The organism is Dysgonomonas hofstadii, assembly GCF_014196915.1.
Lineage (GTDB): Bacteria > Bacteroidota > Bacteroidia > Bacteroidales > Dysgonomonadaceae > Dysgonomonas > Dysgonomonas hofstadii.
In genome coordinates, this window is the sequence record NZ_JACIEP010000010.1 from 92,746 (window position 1) to 110,662 (window position 17,917).

The following is a 17,917-nucleotide window of genomic DNA, read 5'->3' on the forward strand; positions in this document are numbered from 1 at the left end:
GCCCAGACAGTCGCATAATCTAACTTGTCATTATTATATCTGAAATTAATAGTATGAAGATAAGTATTGTTTGCCCAGACAGTCGCATAATCTAACTTGTCATTATTATATCTGAAATTAATAGTATGAAGATAAGTATTGTTTGCCCAGACAGTCGCATAATCTAACTTGTCATTATTATATCTGAAATTAATGGTATAAAGATAAAAACTCTCATCATTCTCACCCCCTCTCACATACTCCCCATCGATATTAAACACAATATCACCTTTGGCATCCGCCCCCGCCCGGATATAGTTGGCATCGATATTAAAGACCACATCGCCGGTCTTTTCCTTTCCCGCGCGTATCAGCTTGCCGTCTATATTGAAAACCACATCGCCCGTTTTGTCCTTTCCGGCGCGCACATAGTCCCCGTCAAGGTTAAAGACAGCGTCGCCCGATTTCTCCTTTCCCGCACGTATCAGGTCACCGTCAAGGTTGAAGACGATATTCTCTTTCTCCACAGGCGTTGTTGGAGGCGTAGGATTTACCGGCAGCTCGGGATTGTTGGGGTCGTCTCCACCGCAGGCGGCAAAGGTGAACGATAACAGTAAGATAGATATATAACGCAGTGGTTTCATAATTATAGCTTTTAGCTTTTGTCATCCTGACGATAGGAAGGATCTGACACACGGGATGCTTCGTTGCTCAGCATGACAAAGAGTATCTACAAATATAGACTATCCTTTTCATCCGAAGTTTAATAATCACAAGCAAAGTTTTTGTAATTTTAGGCATTAAACCTTTCTGCAAAAAGAATGTCATACTAATAAAGAAGCTGCTTTCTTTTTGTTAGCAAATAATATTATTTTGTAATCTAAATATATACTGAAATGAAAAAAGTAAGATTTTTAGCATCAATGATTGTCCTTTCTTGTGTTTTATCCTTTTCATCCTGTGGAACCATGAATCTGGGCAGCAAGCTGAAGAATGTGGAAATAGGGATGACAAAAAAAGAAGTGACCAACATTCTGGGTAACAGTTACGATGTGGTGGCCGCCCGCGATACACCCGATGGCCCGCTCGAAGTACTGCGTTACACCGGCGTGACTATCGACGGGGATAAATATTATATAGTGAACTTCCTTAACGGAAAACTGGTGGAATGGTTCCTCGAAACAGGCCGTTTGCCACATCCTTAATTAACACATGGATACATGCAGCAGGAATAGATATCCTGGTTAAAAATATAGTATCTCGTATTTTATTCCTTACTTTGGTCTTTGAACGCAACATCTATGTATAAAAACAAGAACTATGAAAAAGAGAATGCCCTTATTCAGGATTTCAACTTTGTGTTTACTAACAATAGGAATAATATCCTGCTCGTCTGACGAGGAAATATCAACAGATCTACCCGGAGAGGGAGACCCGGGCTCAAATCCTCATACGGAAATCACTCTGAAAGCAATACCCAGTACAGTAAGTTTGTATAATTGGTCTGAAATTTGGATTTCCCAAAATCACATCGACGGAGGTGTGCCGGTCGATTCGGTCGTATGGGATATGCCGGGTATCTTTAGGCATGTCTCTGTGCCGCACAGTTCTCTTTGGATGATGTCACAGGCATTTTGCCTTCCCGGCGAATATGTGATGAACGCTACGGCATATCACGAGGGAGATACAGTTTCGGTCGGGTCGGCAACTATATTCGTAACGGACAATCTGAACGATTTTCTGGGACTTCGTTGGGACAGTAATGAAAGTATAAAAAGGGGAGATAAGCATTATACATCCAATGTAGACAATTATTCTTTTTTCCTGCAGTATGTGGCCGACGATCAGTATGCGCTATTGGAATTTGTAGTCAGAGTTAATGATGATAAAGAATTTATCGAAGCCAACGACGGTTCGCGCAAACTGCTGTCCGACTATATAACAAAGCTCTATGGCGACGCAAAGAATGTGTATGAGGGAGAAGATATTACTCAATCGCCCCTTATGGCTGATTATGATGAGCTTTTTAGTAAAAAACTCAATACTATTTATCCGAGAACACAGTTCTACCCACTGGCAATATGGCAAACACGAAGTTCAAATATCGCACTGATCGGATATATAGAGGATATGTATCCATGTACGATTTTTATGGTTATAGCCGAACCTCGTGCGAAATAAGATATTTGATTAATAAACTAAATAATACAGAAATGAAGAGAACATTTTTATTATCCTTGTTTGCAGTACTACTGATGTTTACATTCTCCGCTTGCGGATCGTCATCGCTGGTCAATAAAGCAAAAAAACTGGAAATAGGGATGATTAAACAGGATGTAGTCAACATTATGGGGAACGGTTACACCACGCTGGCTGCCCGTCAGACACCCGAAGGTGCATTGGAAACCATACGCTACGAGAATATAATGGAATTTCCGTATATTATAAGTTTCCTCGACGGTAAATTGGTGGAATGGTATATTGACGAACCGAAAACGCAACCACCACATCATCACCGCAATGGCAATCCTCATCCGTAAATATGATTTACCGGTGTAAAATTATAGGGGCTGTCCCAAAAGTAAGATTACACTATCAAAGTGTTACTTTCTTTTGTCATTATGAGTGTAACGAAGAATCTCAACTCTCAAAAGAAGATCCTTCACTCCGTTCAGGATGACAGAAAGAAATCAAAAATTACTTTTGGGACAGCCCCTTTTTATTTATATGCAAACATCACAAATAATATATAAAATCCGTGAGGCAATAATTTTTTATAGAACGCATTATTCCAACTACAGATTCGTTCTGATACTAATTTTTTCTATCTTTATATCCATTATGCAAAGAGTATAAGATAGCAGAATGGTTAACCAATATGAATTAACAGACAGGCAAAAAGAGATAATTCTAAGAATACCACTCTTTAGAGGAATATCGGAAGAACTGAAGAATAATTTCTTCGACCGCATCGACTATTCTTTCACACCCCTTAAAAAAGGAAACATCATCATCGAACAGGGAACTACCTGCAATCATCTGCATATCCTCCTATCGGGCACACTCGACGTGAATATTATAGATGCCTCGGGTAACGATATCAAAGTAGAGGACCTGATCGGGCCACGTTCTTTTGCCACCCCTCATCTCTTTGACGGGAATAATATTTTCCCTGCAACATTTACTGTGGTCGAAGATGGTCTGCTGATGCGTATAACCAAAGAATCGGCCTTTAAGCTGATCAGCTCCGAGCCCGAAATGCTCAGAAATTTTCTGCGCCTGACAGGAAACTGCAACGTATGCACTGTGAGCCGTCTGCGCATACTTGCCTATAAAAATATTCGCAGCCGCTTTTCTTATTATCTGCTCGAATACAAAAGGGACGAAAACGACATGATAACCATTGCCCATAACCAGACTCAACTGGCCGAATTTATAAATGTGACCCGTCCGGCACTGGCTCGTGAGATCAGGAGCATGATAGACGAGGGTATTATAGAGATGTCGGGCAAAAATATAAGGATAGCCAATTACAAAGCATTGCTGCAAAATATCTGAGATATTCTGTATTACAGCATGTAACCTCTCTTTTTTAGTCATTATTCTGTGTTTTTTCAAGTATAGATAATTTCGAATAAAATTGATAAAGAGGCGGAAGACGAGTTGTCGTTTTCCGCTTTTTCTCTTTTATTCTTTTCTTGTCTTTTCTTGTCTTATTATTTGGTATCGGCGAGTGTCGGGTAACTATCCTGTAAGGAGTGGCAAATGCGACAGTGAAAGTGCAGGCATGAGTGTATCTTATAAGATACGGTTGGGGAGGCAGATTGAAAAAATCATGCCGCTAATCTACTTAAATTCAAATATTTTTGTATATTTATAACCACATAGTGTTTTACGAAGATTTTACCGGATATAAACTGTTAGCATAGAATTTTAGTAACTAAAATACATGCTATGAAAGGATACTTAAAAAAAGTATTTGCTGCCATCGTGATAACGGTATTGACAATGCCCCTTGGAGCACAGATCTCCTGGAATATACCGTCCGATTCTATAAAGAAGAATTTTATTTTCCAGTCTGTAATTTTGCCCCAGGAAAAAGTGTATGTTCAAAATGACAAACCCTATTATGTGACAGGAGAAGATATTTGGTTTAGAGCCTATCTGGTTGACGCGATTTCCCATGTGGCAGATTACTCGAGCCGTTATATCTATGCAGAGTTGATAAATCCGGTAAATGAAGTGTCGGTAAGGATTAAGATCAAGCCCACACTGGGAGCATATTCGGGATATATCAAGATCCCGGAAGAAGTGCCTTCGGGAGACTATCAGCTAAGGTTTTATACCAAGTTTATGGAAAATGTGGACGATGCCTATTTCTTCAAAAAGAAGATCAGGATAGGAGATCCGCTGGGCGCTCTCTACAGGACCGAGGCTACTTTCAGCTACGATACAAAAGATAATGTGATTGTGCGCCTGCAGTTTATTGACGTGAAAACCGGGAAACATATTTACCCCGATGAAGTGAGGATTAAAAATGATGATAAGCTTATAGCAAGTGGTGGGCAAAAATATAAGAAATATAGTCCAGACAGCGAATCCGGGATAGAATTTGAACTGAAAGAGCCTAAAAAGCGCTATGGTAATTATTTGTATATCGAGTATGACTATCTGAAAAAATTCCATAAAGAATACATCGCGATACCGTCTTCCGACAGCGACTTCGATGTAACCTTCCTGCCCGAAGGCGGTAATTTTCCGGCAGGTGTGAGCAGCATAGTAGCTTTCAAGTCCTTAAATGCTAACGGTATGGGAGAAGATATAAACGGATGGATAGAGAATGGTAAGGGCGAACAGATCGTCGAAATAAAATCTATGCACGCCGGTATGGGATTGTTTGCACTTAATGCCACAGTCGGAGAAAAATATTATGCGGTATGTAAGAACGGTAAGGGTATAGAAAAGCGCTACGAACTTCCACTCTCAGTCTTGGGTGTGCATAGCCTGAAAACCAACTGGCAAAAGGAACAACTGTACATTTCCGTGAATAAATCGGCTGGTGTGCAGCCAATACCACTTTATTTGATAATACATTGCAGAGGTTCGGTGCTGTATGCTGCACCTTGGGACAATGCAAAAGAATATATAAATATAGATAGGAAATTGTTGCCTTCGGGCGTTATCCATATTATCCTGTCGGATGCGAATCTTAATCCGTTGAGCGAGCGTCTGGTTTTCAGCCGGAATGAAAAAGAAGATATGAAACTGGCATTCAATACCGATAAGGCTGCCTATGGCAAACGAGAAAAGGTGAAAGCTGCTTTCTCCCTTGCCGATAAGGAAAACCGTCCGGTAATGGCCAGCCTGTCTGTTTCGGTGACGGACGATAAAGACGTGAATCCCGAAACAGGTGTAAATATCTTATCTTATCTACTTCTGTCTTCCGAACTACGTGGATATATAGAATCGCCCGCTTATTATTTTACTGATGTCAATAATACTACAATAGCCGAACTCGATGTGTTGATGATGACTCAGGGGTGGAGACGGTATAATATCCCCAATGTGCTGAAAGGAAAATATGAAGAGCCAGTCAGTCCGCTGGAAATCGGGCAGGAAATATCGGGAACAGTGACCAGTGTTGCCCGCAAACGGCCGGAGAATAATGCCGAAGTAGGTATCTTTTCTACCGGAGCTAATTATTTTGATCTGCTAAAAACGGATAAAGACGGACGCTTTGCATTCAAAGGCTTTGAACATCCCGAAGGTACGTCATATTTACTAAGAGCAAATAAAGGTAATGGAAATGACTGGGTTCGCCTTACCCTCGATGAGGAAACATTCCCCGATGCAAAAAGATATGGTAGCATAAAGCCTTTGCCAAGCGGAATAGAGAATGTGTATGAAGCATATCTCGAAAAAGCCGATAATAAGTATGTACTGGAAAATGGTATGCGCATGATTTACCTGAAAGAAGTGGAGGTGACAGCTACTAAAAAAAAGCGTTATATGGCTACAGGACCTGTTTCTGTAATAGCAGATAAATCATATAATTATCAGGATATTGAAGAACACAAATATTTTTCTATACGTGATATTTTGCAACGGACGGCAGGAGTAATGATATTGGGCGACCAGATAATTTTGCGTACAAGGACGACGATAGGCATCAGTTCCGGTAGTTCAACTGAGCTTTCGAATGGTGAGGCAGCAGGTGATTATAGCAATCCTAACCCTGAGCCGGGTATATTTATCGATGGCGTTTATATAGATCCTGAATTGATGGGTGGAAGCGCACTCTATTTTCTGGAGCAAATGAATATACATGATATAAAGCAGGTTGATATACTAAAATCAAATACCGTTCTTTTTGGGTACAGAGGGGCTAAAGGGGTGATAAATATAACTATGAAAGATGGTTCGGAGCCAAGTGCTCCAAATCCTATGTACAATATGGCAACCATATCTCCGCTTGGTTATCAGCCGGTTAAGGAATTCTATTCTCCTAAATACGATACCCCGGATCAGAAAAATGTGAATACTCCTGACCTGCGTACTACTATTTATTGGAATCCTAACGTAAAAGTATCGCCTGAAGGCAAAGCCGATATAGAATTCTACACAGCCGATTCCGCTTCAACTTATTCGGTAGTTGTAGAAGGTGTAACAATAGATGGGCAGCTTGTACACGCCGTAGAAAAAATCGACTGCACAGGAAATAATTAAGGCTTAACTCTGATAAAAGCGTCCCGGTATAAAATATATCGGGATGTTTCTTTTTATTCTCTTTTTATCCGTAAAAACTTTTGTTAACCAAAAAAGTTTTTTAATTTTGCAAAATACAATTTTATAAAATTGAATTATGTCAGATGATTTGAAATTAGACAACCAATTGTGTTTTCCCTTATATGCCTTATCGCGGCAAGTGACTACATTATACCGTCCGCATTTGGAAAAGCTTGGATTAACATATCCGCAATACCTCGTAATGATGGTATTGTGGGAACACCATTCGGTAACTGTTAAACTTTTAGGTGAATTACTTTGTTTAGATAGTGGCACACTTACACCCTTGCTGAAAAGAATGGAAGCTGCCGGACTGTTAGTCCGCAAGCGTTCGTCAAATGACGAAAGGATGGTCGATGTAACCATTACCGGTAAAGGAAAAGAGATGGAAGCACAAGCCGAATCCATCCCCCTTAACATTAAAATAGGGCTGGATATGACCGACGAACAAATAGTGAAATTACGTGACCAACTTAAAAAAATATTAACAAAAACAATTGAGGATAAATAATAAGATGAGCCTTTTAAATACATTACAATGGCGCTATGCCACAAAGAAATTTGATCCTTCAAGGAAAGTAGATCAGAAACTAGTCGACCAGATAGTAGAAGCCGCATGGCTTGCGCCCACATCATCGGGTTTGCAACCTTTCAAAGTGATAGAAATAACCAATCAGGAACTGAAAGAAAAATTGGTATCTGTGGCCATGAACCAGCAACAGATAGCCGATTGTTCACACCTGCTGGTATTTGCCGCCTGGGACAATTATACTTCCGACCGCATAGACAAGATTTATCATTACACAACAGAGCGAAGGGGACAGCAGGTCGATACATACAAATCGTATACCGACCGCCTGAAAAAAGCCTATCTGAATCGCCCCGACAGTGAGAATTTCGCTCACACCGCACGTCAGGCTTATATCGCTTTCGGACTGGCAATAGCTATGGCCGCCGAACTGGGCGTAGATACCACTCCGATGGAAGGTTTCGATAACGATGCGCTCGACGAATTGCTATCGCTGAGCAAACTGGGTTTGAAAAGTGTGGTTATCCTTCCTCTGGGTTACAGGGACGATGCCAACGACTGGCTTGTGAAACTGAAAAAGGTGCGACATCCTAAAAATGAATTTCTTATACAAATAAAATAATATAAACCAACTAAAATTAAAGAATCATGGCAAAAATTACATTCAAAGGAGAAATTCCGGTAAATACAAGTGGCGAACTTCCTGCAAAAGGATCGGTAGCACCTGATTTCGCATTAGTAAAGTCAGATCTGTCAGAAGTTTCACTTAAAGACCTTAAAGGCAAAAAAGTAGTATTGAATATCTTCCCTAGCATCGACACTGGCGTGTGTGCCGCTTCGGTACGCCGTTTCAATAAAGAAGCTGCCGGACTTCCAAATACTGTGGTATTGGCCGTTTCTGCCGACCTGCCGTTTGCAGCAGGCCGTTTCTGCTCGGCTGAAGGTATTGAGAACGTACATCCTGCATCAGTATTCAGAAGCCCTGAGTTTGCCAAAGCTTATGGCGTGTTAATGACAGACGGCCCGTTGAAAGGTTTGCTGGCACGTTCGGTGGTGGCGATAGATGCCGATGGTAAAGTGCTTTATACCCAGCTGGTGCCTGAGGTGACAGAAGAACCTGACTATCAGGCAGCAATCAGCGCTGTTAAATAAAAGGTATACCATCCTCCTGCATACATACCTGAATAGGAAAAAAACAATGTCGGTTCCTATATTGGATAATGAAACGATAAAAAAAGAAACTGGAAAAATACAGGTTCGAAAACTAAGATAAGGCAAACTCCGAAACAAATCCGTTTCGGAGTTTGTTTTTAATAAATATTTCCCCATAAAAATTATCTATATTCAATCGATTGAAAAAAGTGCTATTTATTACACTGTTTATGAACACTAACTCGTATTTTTATGTTCATATAATGTTTTTTAATACCACTAAAAACTTTAAGCCCATGAAGATACACGAATATCAGGCCAAAAACTTGTTCTCATCTTATGGCATTCCTGTCGAAAAATATGTGCTGTGCAACCTTGCCGGAGAGGCAACTAAAGCATATGACGATATGGCTATGCCACGGGTAGTAGTAAAGGCACAGGTACTTACCGGAGGACGCGGGAAGGCCGGAGGAGTCAAGCTGGCGAAAAGCCGTGACGATGTCACCCTATATGCCGGTTCCATCCTCGGGATGACAATTAAGGAATACACAGTAGAAAAGATCATTGTCAGCGAAGCTGTGAATATAAGTTCGGAATACTATGTGAGTTTTGCCATCGACCGCAACTCTAAGTCGGCCATTCTGATGATGAGTGCCGAAGGAGGTATGGATATAGAAGAAGTAGCAGCCACCACTCCCGAAAAGATCTATAAATTTCCTATCGACCCGCTGATAGGTATTCCCGGTTATCTGGCACGTAAGTTTGCCTTCTATTTGTTTAAGGACGTTGCACAGGTAAACCAGATGGCTTCCATATTACAAAAGCTGTATAAATTGTTTGTCGACAAAGATGCATCGCTGGCTGAGATCAATCCGCTGGTACTGACCGGCGAAGGAAACCTGATCGCGATAGATGCCAAGATGACATTCGACGACAATGCCCTGTATCGTCAGCCGCAGATACATGCACTATTCGAACCTACCGAGGCTGAAAAGGTAGAAGCTTACGCAAAAGAAAAAGGTTTCAGCTTTGTGCATCTCGAAGGAGAGATCGGCTGTATGGTGAATGGCGCTGGACTGGCTATGGCTACGATGGATATGATAAAACTGTATGGCGGCCGGCCGGCCAACTTCCTCGATATAGGCGGTAGTTCCAATCCCAATAAAGTGATAGATGCGATGAACCTGCTACTCAAAGACCCGGATGTAAAAGTAGTGTTGATCAATATATTCGGTGGCATCACCCGTTGCGACGATGTTGCTTCGGGCCTGCTCACCGCTTTCAACCAGATAGAGACGGATATCCCTGTTGTGGTTCGTCTTACAGGAACCAATGAGAGAGAAGGACGCGAGATGCTGAAAGGCACACGCTTTAAGGTAGCCGAAACTATGAGTGAGGCGGTACATATGGCAGTAAATAATTAGCAAATTCGAAAATTAAACTAAATACATTTGCTAATTTTCAAATTACCGAATTTTCAAATTGAGTTATCATGAGCATACTTATAAATAAATCGACACGATTGATAGTACAGGGAATTACCGGACGCGACGGTAGTTTCCATACACAAAAAATGAAAGAATACGGCACCGATATAGTCGGAGGCACTTCGCCAGGAAAGGGTGGGATAGAGGTACATGGCGTCCCTGTATTCAATACTGTATATGAAGCCGTGGAAAAGGCAGGAGGCAATACCTCCATTATCTTTGTACCTGCGCGCTTTGCCGCCGATGCCATTATGGAAGCCGCCGATGCCGGTGTAAAACTCATTATATGCATATCGGAAGGAGTGCCTACACTGGATGTGATAGAAGCATACCGCTTTGTGCAAATGAAGGGCGCTATGCTGATAGGGCCTAACTGCCCCGGGCTGATGTCGCCCGGTAAGAGCCTGGCAGGTATACTTCCTGCGCAAATCTTCAAACAGGGCAATATCGGCGTTATCAGCCGTAGCGGCACGCTTACCTATGAAGTGGTTTATCAGCTTACAGCAAACGGAATGGGACAATCCTCTGCCGTTGGCATGGGAGGCGATCCTGTGGTGGGGCTTTATTTCCGTGAATTGCTGGAAATGCTGCAAAACGATCCGGAGACTGATGCTATAGTAATGATCGGCGAGATTGGGGGTAATGCCGAAGAACAAGCCGCCGAATATGTCAAGAATCATGTGACAAAACCTGTTGTGGGCTTCATTGCCGGACAGGCTGCACCTCCGGGTAAGCAGATGGGGCACGCGGGAGCTATTATATCGAGTGGTAGCGGTACGGCAGCCGAAAAGATCGCCGCCTTGGAGGCCGCAGGCATACAGGTTGCCAAAGAACCATCTGAAATACCTGTAATGCTAAAGGCTAAACTGGGTAAATAAGGGTATAGTATAAAATAAAGAAACTCCGGGATTTGAACGATCAGATCCCGGAGTTTCTTTTATTTTAAGATATTTATATCACCTTACCCCTGTCATATTTTCAGGGTTCAGTATCTTGTCCAGTTCTTCTTTCGATAATACGCCTTTTTCCAGCACCAGCTCATATACGCCGCGTCCTGTTTCCAAGGCTTCTTTTGCTATTGCTGTGCTGTTGTTGTAGCCAATGTATGGGTTCAGTGCAGTTACGATGCCGATACTATTCATTACGAGGTCTTTGCAATGTTCTACATTTGCGGTGATGCCATCGACACAGTTCGCACGGAAACAGTCGATAACATTCGTCAGCAGATTTTGCGATTCCAGTATGCTGTATGTGATCACAGGCTCCATCACGTTTAGTTGCAGTTGTCCGGCTTCAGCAGCCATCATCACTGTCAGATCGTTACCCATCACCTTGAAGCAGGTCTGCGATACTACTTCAGCTATCACAGGGTTTACCTTACCCGGCATAATCGATGATCCTGCCTGGCGTGGAGGAAGGTTTATCTCATATATTCCACAGCGTGGCCCCGAAGTGAGTATGCGGAGATCATTCGCCATTTTAGACAATTTGGTGGTCAGTCTCTTCATAGCCGAAGAGTAAGCCACAAAAGCACCTGTACTGGAAGTGGCTTCCACCAGATTTGTAGCCGGATAAAACGCATATCCTGTTATTTTGGCTAAAATGCCGGCACAAAGCCCCGCATAACCCGGGATGGCATTCAATCCTGTTCCTACTGCAGTTGCTCCCATGTTTATCTCGAGGCACTGGTTGGCATTGTATTTCAGATAGTCGATCTCTTTTTCTAAGGTAGCGGCATAGGCATCAAATTCCTGTCCCAAAGTCAAAGGAATAGCATCCTGTAGATGCGTACGTCCCATTGTTATCACATGGGCGAATTCTTTTCCTTTGTTTTTCAGCGAATCCACCAGTTTTTGCAACGCTTCTGTGAGTTTTTCGTTATAGAAGAGGATACCCAGCTTCACTCCTGTGGGGTAAGCGTCATTTGTGGACTGCGAAAGATTCACATGATCGTAGGGAGAGCAATGCTCATATTCACCTTTCTTATATCCCATTCCTTCCAAAGCGATGTTTGCCACCACCTCGTTTATATTCATATTGGTAGAAGTACCTGCCCCGCCCTGAAGCATATCGCTGGGAAACTGGTCGAGGTATTCTCCTGCGATAATCTTTTTACAGGCTTCCACAATGGCTTCTTCTGTCTTGTTATTCATTGCTCCCAACTGACAATTCGCTTCGGCTGCAGCCCATTTGACATAAGCAAGCGCTTTCACAAATTCGGGAAAACGGGATAGCTTTGTCCCCGAAATGTTGAAATTATTCATAGCTCTCTGAGTATGAATGCCATAATACGCATCGGCAGGAACATTTAAGTCGCCAATTAAATCATTTTCAATTCTGTTCATAATGTGTCAATTTGTAAACTGTTAACACTAATTTTTACTAAAAATAAAGACTTCGAATTTACAAAATGATTTTCTCATTACATAATATTTAATGAAAGAAAATTTAAAGAGGCTTTAAAAGTAAATTCACATGATTTATAATCAGATGCGGATTGTTATCAAAATCGGACTCAATTATCTATATAACAAAAACCAATAAACAGAGTAGATATGGGACAATTACCTTTAATTAACGAGAAGCTGTTTAAACAGCATTCGCCTGTTACGTCGAGCACCGATATAACAGAGTTTATTCCTTATATACATATAGCGCAGGAACTGCATATGTTGGAAATACTGGGACAACCGCTGGCCGAAGAACTGAGCGGGCAAATAGAGACAAATAGCCTGACACCCGAAAACAGCGAACTGATACTTAAAATCGCACCGGCATTATCTTTTTTTGCTGTTTATCAGGCGTTACCGTTCCATTGGGCCACAATTGTGAATAAAGGAATTACCATACGTGAAAGCGAAAACAGCAAGGGTGTAGATATAAAAGATCTTGCGCAGCTTCGCCTGTGGATAAAGAACGACGCCGAAATACTGAAAAAACAATTAATCACTTACCTCGAAAAGAACCGTGATAAATATCCATTGTGGGCACCTGCTGATAAGTACGAAAACGAAGAAAAATTTGACAGTGGATTTTATTTCAGGAAGTAGAAAACATTTATCAGAAAAGGATGGCAAAAGGCCATCCCTCTTTCTTTTTTATACAAAAAAAGAAAAAGGTCACGATATCACATCGCAGACCCCTTTCAACCTTAACACAAACTTTACAAAACTATGCATATATAACAATGCATTTTCGAATATGTTTTATTAAAATAGCTTATAAAATACTAAATTTGAAATTTTGGTTTTTATCGCTATTTTCTATCTTCTTTATAACCTCCATGCCTGAAAGTTATGAGCACATGTTTGAATCCCATAGCCTGTAAAATGGGCCGCAGCAGTGTGACTGCATTTTCACGGCTTTGCTTGTCTATATCGAGCTTTACGGCTTGTTCTCTCAGATGGGTCTCAGCTGCGCGATAGGCTTCGTCCACAACTTCCGATGTATCCCAGAATCCGTATTGGATATTAAATATCCGCGATTTTGAATGGTCTATTTTTGTGTGGCAAATTTCAGGAGCCGGCAATTGCAAACGTATGGAATCGCCGGAGGTATAAATATCTTCGGGACGCAACCGGGTGAGATCTATGCATCCGATGACCTCACCTGACACTACCAGCGCTGTTTTGGCATTTGGTAACCATCGTCTGACTTTTTTATATTCTACTATGTCCTGTATACTTAATTTCACTACTTCCAGATTGCCCAGACTCTCTATTTTTTCCACAATCATATTGTGCGAAATCTCCACCTTGCTCTCCCCGGGGCTTCTGGTGAAAACAAACATCAGCAGCATACCTGTGATAATGCCTGAAATAAGTATCAGAAGGCCTGACCTTTGTTTTACTCCAACTCTACTCATGTGTAATTTCTTGTTTTGTAGATTACAAAAGTACGTAAATCTTCATGCCACACCAAACAGAGACCATACAGGAGAGCTGTTTCTCACGTTTATAAATATACTTTATTATAAATTAAGAGCTTGCAATGCGTTTATCGCATTGCAAGCTCACATATGAGGTTTCGCACCTCAACTGCGAAGTTCTATATAGTTGGTTAAGGATGGAAGGTGGCTCTATTTTATTCAGATTACCCCTGTACACGCGAAAACCTGCAATAAGAAATACTGCAAGTTTTCATCCTGTGTTGTGAAGCCTGAAGAAGGCGTTGATTGAATATTTACCTAATGCCTAATACCTAGGGAATATCTTAATTAAACGCCGCCATGTAATATTGTTTTAGCAGACTAGTTTGTCTGTTGTTTACCGTGTTATTTTCTTCTCATCCAAATTTAATCAAATTTATAGTACAAATAACGCACTACGTGTTAAAAAAACACATTAGTATTTTCTTTTTTTGAAAAAAATGGAGAGGTGTTAGGTATATAGGTAACCAGATTCATTGATGATTCCTTAAAATGATTCTTATTTTATCGGTTTCAGAAATAAAACGCAGAATCAGGACATATTTAGTACATATACAGGGCAACTGACATACCGGCGTCACTGTGTTTGAGAAAGGTTTCGAAAAAGAGGTTTACATTTAACCCTTTAAAAATGCTTTTGCTGTTTCCGAAGTAGAAATTTCTGGAGATAGCAAATTTATAATCTATCCTGTCTTTAAAGAAAGAGGACTCTCCTGCAATCGTAATGAACGGAAGCGATGAGGTGATGGCTGACGTATAAACTCCCGCCTGAGTGCTTTCTGCATTATAAATATCTGTGCCTAACGCAGCTGAAAAATATTTGAAAGTCAGGCCGTAATTTATTTTATGAGTTCTCGATACCGTTTGTCCGTTCTCTATATAGTGAAGTCGCCGTTGTCTGTAGTTGTACCACAGATAGTCGGTCGCTTTTCCCCCTTTTCTGACAAAAATATTTGTTTTAGCACCTAATATCGAAAAATCATAAGAGCCATTTTTTCCGAAACGATGTATTATTCTTAAACCCGCATTCAATTTAAGGTTTCCCAAATATGTGATATTTGTAACGGCTTCGTAGCCATAAGGCATGCGCAAAGATCCTGAATAACCAACATGGTAGTTGATTGGTATATAGCAGGTTGTGATCATTCCTCCAGAAGTGTAACATCCTCTGCGTGGCAATGTTTTCTTATATGCGTCATACTTATCCCTTAATGAAAGTAATCTGGATAATTCGTTCACAAAATTTTGAACCAGCAATGCTTCGGGCAAAGAATCTTGTGATGTAGGCGTCCAGTACCATTTGTACCAATACTTTTCTTTATCTGCATGTTCTATAGTGTAGGTTATTCCGTCAAAACCCTGTTGCCACCCTTTAATATTTCTGGAAGAAGCTAAGTTCAGTATTCCTGAATCATTTATAGTATGGTATGCTTTTTCAGCTAAATATGTGGGTATAGAATCTTTTCGAAAAATCCTCTGTTTGTTATAATCTTTATCTAGTTTATATATATAATTGATAAGCGCCCCACTTATTATATCTTCATTTTTACAGATTTCTACTATCTGTCCCATATTTTCGAAACGAAAATTAAAGTCGTCGTTAGTCCTGGTGAAATCCGGCAAACCTGCCTCTTTAGAAAATGAGTCATTGCGTTCTTCCCAAAATATAGTATCTCCCAGTATCTGCTTGTCTTGCGAAAATAACATCAGTGCAAACAAAGATGAGATACAAAAAAGAATTAATCGGTTCTTCATCGTAAAAGAATTTGTTTCAGGTCATTATACGAAGATAATAAATAATCCAAATATCGAAGTTTTTGGTATAAAATTTGTAATAAAACAATTACTAATAAATTAGAAATGAATCTGTCTAAAAAAGCAAAGAAGAGAATGTTGATAATAATATCTATAATAGCTATTATTGTAATAGCAGTATTAACCTTTTTGCATTCGTCGCGTTTCGGGAGCACTCCCAGTGGCGAGCGCAAAGCAAAGGTAGAAGCTTCTGCAAACTACAGGGAAGGAAAATTCCAGAACCTGAGTTACACCCCGCAGTTAACAAGCGACAAGAATTATGTGGCAACGATGGCCGATTTCCTGTTTGGTGAAAAAGAACGGCTGACACCTGCCGGGGAATTACCTGTCGTAAAAACTGATTTATTGAATCTGGACAAGGATAGAGATATACTTGTATGGTTTGGCCACTCGTCCTATTTCATGCAGGTGGATGGCAAACGTATGCTGGTAGATCCTGTCTTCAGCGAAGCGGCATCGCCGGTATCATTTGTTAATAAGGCATTTAAAGGGACGAACGTTTATAAGCCGGAAGATATACCCGATATTGACTATCTTTTTATCTCGCACGACCATTGGGATCATCTCGATTATCCTACCGTCGAGGCATTAAAAGACCGTATAGGGAAAGTTATTTGCGGATTAGGTGTGGGTGAGCATTTCGAGTCATGGAATTTTGATAAGGACAAGATAGTGGAACTGGACTGGAATCTGGATACGGTTCTTGATGATGGTTTCAAAGCAGACTGTCTGCCTGCACGTCATTTTTCGGGCAGGGGGCTTTCTCCTAACCAGTCTTTGTGGGTATCTTTTATGCTGCAAACGCCTACGATGAAGATATATATAGGCGGCGATAGCGGTTACGATACGTTTTTTAGCCGGATAGGAGAAAAATATGGCGAGATCGATCTGGCCATTCTCGAAAACGGGCAGTACAACGGCGATTGGAAATATATACACATGTCGCCCGAAGAGACAGTAAAGGCCGCTAAGGATGTACATGCCAAAAGATTGCTGCCTGTGCACAACTCGAAATTCGCACTGGCTTATCATGCATGGGACACACCATTGATCGATGTGACTGAGGCCGCAGCAAGGGAAGGTCAACCGGTTATAACACCCATGATGGGCGAGGTGGTCAACCTGAAAGACATTACCCAGCAGTTCCGGCAATGGTGGGTAGGAATAGAGTAGAGCCCCCTCTGGCTCCCCCAAGGGGGAGAAATTGTAACCGATATTATTTACTAAAAACTTTTCGCGGCTTGCCATAAACTCCCCCTTGGGGGAGCCAGAGGGGGCCCTACTTCTCCATATAAGCAGGATAAACGATAACTTCCTGCTTTTTGTTCTTATTAGGTATCATCCACCGGATATCTTCGTCGCTGAATCCCATTTTGCGGGCAAAGTTATCGATGTGCAATCCTGCTTTTATATGAGGCGAATACAGCATTCTTATTGCTTTTTTCTCCTGCTCCGATAAATAATACGGTTGTGCCAGAAAGTCTTTTATCGCTTCCTGTGAAGAAAAATACTGAGGTATTACCGAACGGCCTATTGTCAGGTAATAAGAATACATATTGATGGGGTGATCTAGCCCGAGGGCATGCTCAAATTCGTGCAAAAGAGTCTGGCACTGGTTGCCGCACCCGGCATATACAATGGCAAAATCGATGCTCCACGAAAAGCGGCTTTTGCTGTTGATTTTCGAAATTCCGTTCACATATTTCGGTTTGGGTACATGGTGCGGCTTCGACGATTTCACATGTGTCACGTTCCGGTACACATGCAGGTTGCCGTCTTTGCGTACACGCTCTATTTTCAGAGGTGCGATCAATGGTGCCAGCAGGCTGATAATGGAATCTACTTCATCTATGGCCCGTTTGTCAATCTCACCTATATTTTTTATTTCCACCTTTATATCTTTGGTCCACTTACGGATGCGCACGCCATCGTCGGCAAAGGCAATATCACAAAACAGGGCCAGTTCTTCTATTGTAAATCCCGATTCTATAAACTTTTCCGAATTGAAGTCGTTGGCACTTCGTATTGCCGCATTCTCGTAGTAGAACGACGCCAGTCCCGATGCTGCGAGCAACAGGAGGAGGGTTAGTGTGCCATATTGCAGAAACTTTTTCATGCGCTTCGGGGTATTAGAGTTTCTATTTTTTTAAGGCTTTTGTATTTTATAGAGGAATTGGAAGCGGAAATTCCATAAATGAAGGTAAGAAATTTTTACGGGAAATAAATATCCGCCCCTGATAT

Annotated in this window: 17 protein-coding genes; 12 read left to right on the forward strand and 5 right to left on the reverse strand. The window is 41.3% G+C overall.

What is annotated here, in order from left to right:
• Positions 1-623 (reverse strand): hypothetical protein (locus GGR21_RS13955; RefSeq protein ID WP_221233009.1); only part of this gene is annotated, 623 nt, incomplete at its 3' end.
• Between the two features lie 252 nt (positions 624-875).
• Between GGR21_RS13955 and GGR21_RS13960 the strand changes: the two genes are divergently transcribed.
• From GGR21_RS13960 to sucD, 10 genes are all read left to right on the forward strand, one after another.
• On the forward strand, positions 876-1,184 hold the full coding sequence (locus GGR21_RS13960) for a hypothetical protein (protein ID WP_183307851.1): 309 nt from the start codon (positions 876-878) through the stop codon (positions 1,182-1,184).
• A gap of 115 nt (positions 1,185-1,299) precedes the next feature.
• On the forward strand, positions 1,300-2,160 hold the full coding sequence (locus GGR21_RS13965; RefSeq protein WP_183307852.1) for a hypothetical protein: 861 nt from the start codon (positions 1,300-1,302) through the stop codon (positions 2,158-2,160).
• A gap of 32 nt (positions 2,161-2,192) precedes the next feature.
• A complete protein-coding gene (locus GGR21_RS13970) occupies positions 2,193-2,519 on the forward strand; it encodes a hypothetical protein (RefSeq protein ID WP_183307853.1) in 327 nt (108 codons plus the stop codon).
• A 325-nt stretch (positions 2,520-2,844) separates the two neighbouring features.
• Positions 2,845-3,537: a Crp/Fnr family transcriptional regulator gene (locus GGR21_RS13975; RefSeq protein ID WP_183307854.1), complete on the forward strand. Its 693-nt coding sequence runs from the start codon at positions 2,845-2,847 to the stop codon at positions 3,535-3,537.
• 396 nt (positions 3,538-3,933) lie between these two features.
• Positions 3,934-6,705 carry a TonB-dependent receptor plug domain-containing protein gene (locus GGR21_RS13980; RefSeq protein ID WP_183307855.1) on the forward strand — a complete coding sequence of 924 codons (2,772 nt, stop codon included), beginning with the start codon at positions 3,934-3,936 and terminating at the stop codon, positions 6,703-6,705.
• 136 nt (positions 6,706-6,841) lie between these two features.
• Positions 6,842-7,276 carry a MarR family winged helix-turn-helix transcriptional regulator gene (locus GGR21_RS13985; protein WP_183307856.1) on the forward strand — a complete coding sequence of 145 codons (435 nt, stop codon included), beginning with the start codon at positions 6,842-6,844 and terminating at the stop codon, positions 7,274-7,276.
• 4 nt (positions 7,277-7,280) lie between these two features.
• Positions 7,281-7,916, forward strand: a complete 636-nt coding sequence (locus GGR21_RS13990; protein ID WP_183307857.1) for an NAD(P)H-dependent oxidoreductase — start codon at positions 7,281-7,283, stop codon at positions 7,914-7,916.
• Between the two features lie 26 nt (positions 7,917-7,942).
• Positions 7,943-8,446, forward strand: a complete 504-nt coding sequence (gene tpx, locus GGR21_RS13995) for a thiol peroxidase (protein WP_183307858.1) — start codon at positions 7,943-7,945, stop codon at positions 8,444-8,446.
• A gap of 296 nt (positions 8,447-8,742) precedes the next feature.
• Complete coding sequence (sucC, locus tag GGR21_RS14000; RefSeq protein WP_183307859.1) at positions 8,743-9,870, forward strand: ADP-forming succinate--CoA ligase subunit beta; 1,128 nt, start codon at positions 8,743-8,745, stop codon at positions 9,868-9,870.
• Positions 9,871-9,938: 68 nt separating this feature from the next.
• Positions 9,939-10,811, forward strand: a complete 873-nt coding sequence (gene sucD, locus GGR21_RS14005; protein ID WP_183307860.1) for a succinate--CoA ligase subunit alpha — start codon at positions 9,939-9,941, stop codon at positions 10,809-10,811.
• Positions 10,812-10,889: 78 nt separating this feature from the next.
• On the opposite strand, the gene aspA is transcribed toward sucD, so the two are convergent.
• Positions 10,890-12,278 carry an aspartate ammonia-lyase gene (aspA, locus tag GGR21_RS14010; protein WP_183307861.1) on the reverse strand — a complete coding sequence of 463 codons (1,389 nt, stop codon included), beginning with the start codon at positions 12,276-12,278 and terminating at the stop codon, positions 10,890-10,892.
• Between the two features lie 210 nt (positions 12,279-12,488).
• On the opposite strand from aspA, the gene GGR21_RS14015 reads away from it, so the two are divergent.
• On the forward strand, positions 12,489-12,983 hold the full coding sequence (locus GGR21_RS14015; protein ID WP_183307862.1) for a DUF6712 family protein: 495 nt from the start codon (positions 12,489-12,491) through the stop codon (positions 12,981-12,983).
• A 206-nt stretch (positions 12,984-13,189) separates the two neighbouring features.
• Here the strand turns inward: GGR21_RS14015 and GGR21_RS14020 are convergent, their stop codons facing one another.
• Positions 13,190-13,798 carry a DUF4230 domain-containing protein gene (locus tag GGR21_RS14020; protein WP_183307863.1) on the reverse strand — a complete coding sequence of 203 codons (609 nt, stop codon included), beginning with the start codon at positions 13,796-13,798 and terminating at the stop codon, positions 13,190-13,192.
• 606 nt (positions 13,799-14,404) lie between these two features.
• A complete protein-coding gene (locus tag GGR21_RS14025; protein ID WP_183307864.1) occupies positions 14,405-15,616 on the reverse strand; it encodes a hypothetical protein in 1,212 nt (403 codons plus the stop codon).
• A gap of 135 nt (positions 15,617-15,751) precedes the next feature.
• On the opposite strand from GGR21_RS14025, the gene GGR21_RS14030 reads away from it, so the two are divergent.
• A complete protein-coding gene (locus GGR21_RS14030) occupies positions 15,752-16,849 on the forward strand; it encodes an MBL fold metallo-hydrolase (protein ID WP_221233010.1) in 1,098 nt (365 codons plus the stop codon).
• Positions 16,850-16,955: 106 nt separating this feature from the next.
• Here the strand turns inward: GGR21_RS14030 and GGR21_RS14035 are convergent, their stop codons facing one another.
• Positions 16,956-17,792 (reverse strand): zinc metalloprotease, encoded by an 837-nt coding sequence (locus GGR21_RS14035; RefSeq protein WP_183307866.1) that lies wholly within the window; start codon positions 17,790-17,792, stop codon positions 16,956-16,958.
• Positions 17,793-17,917 lie beyond the last annotated feature (125 nt).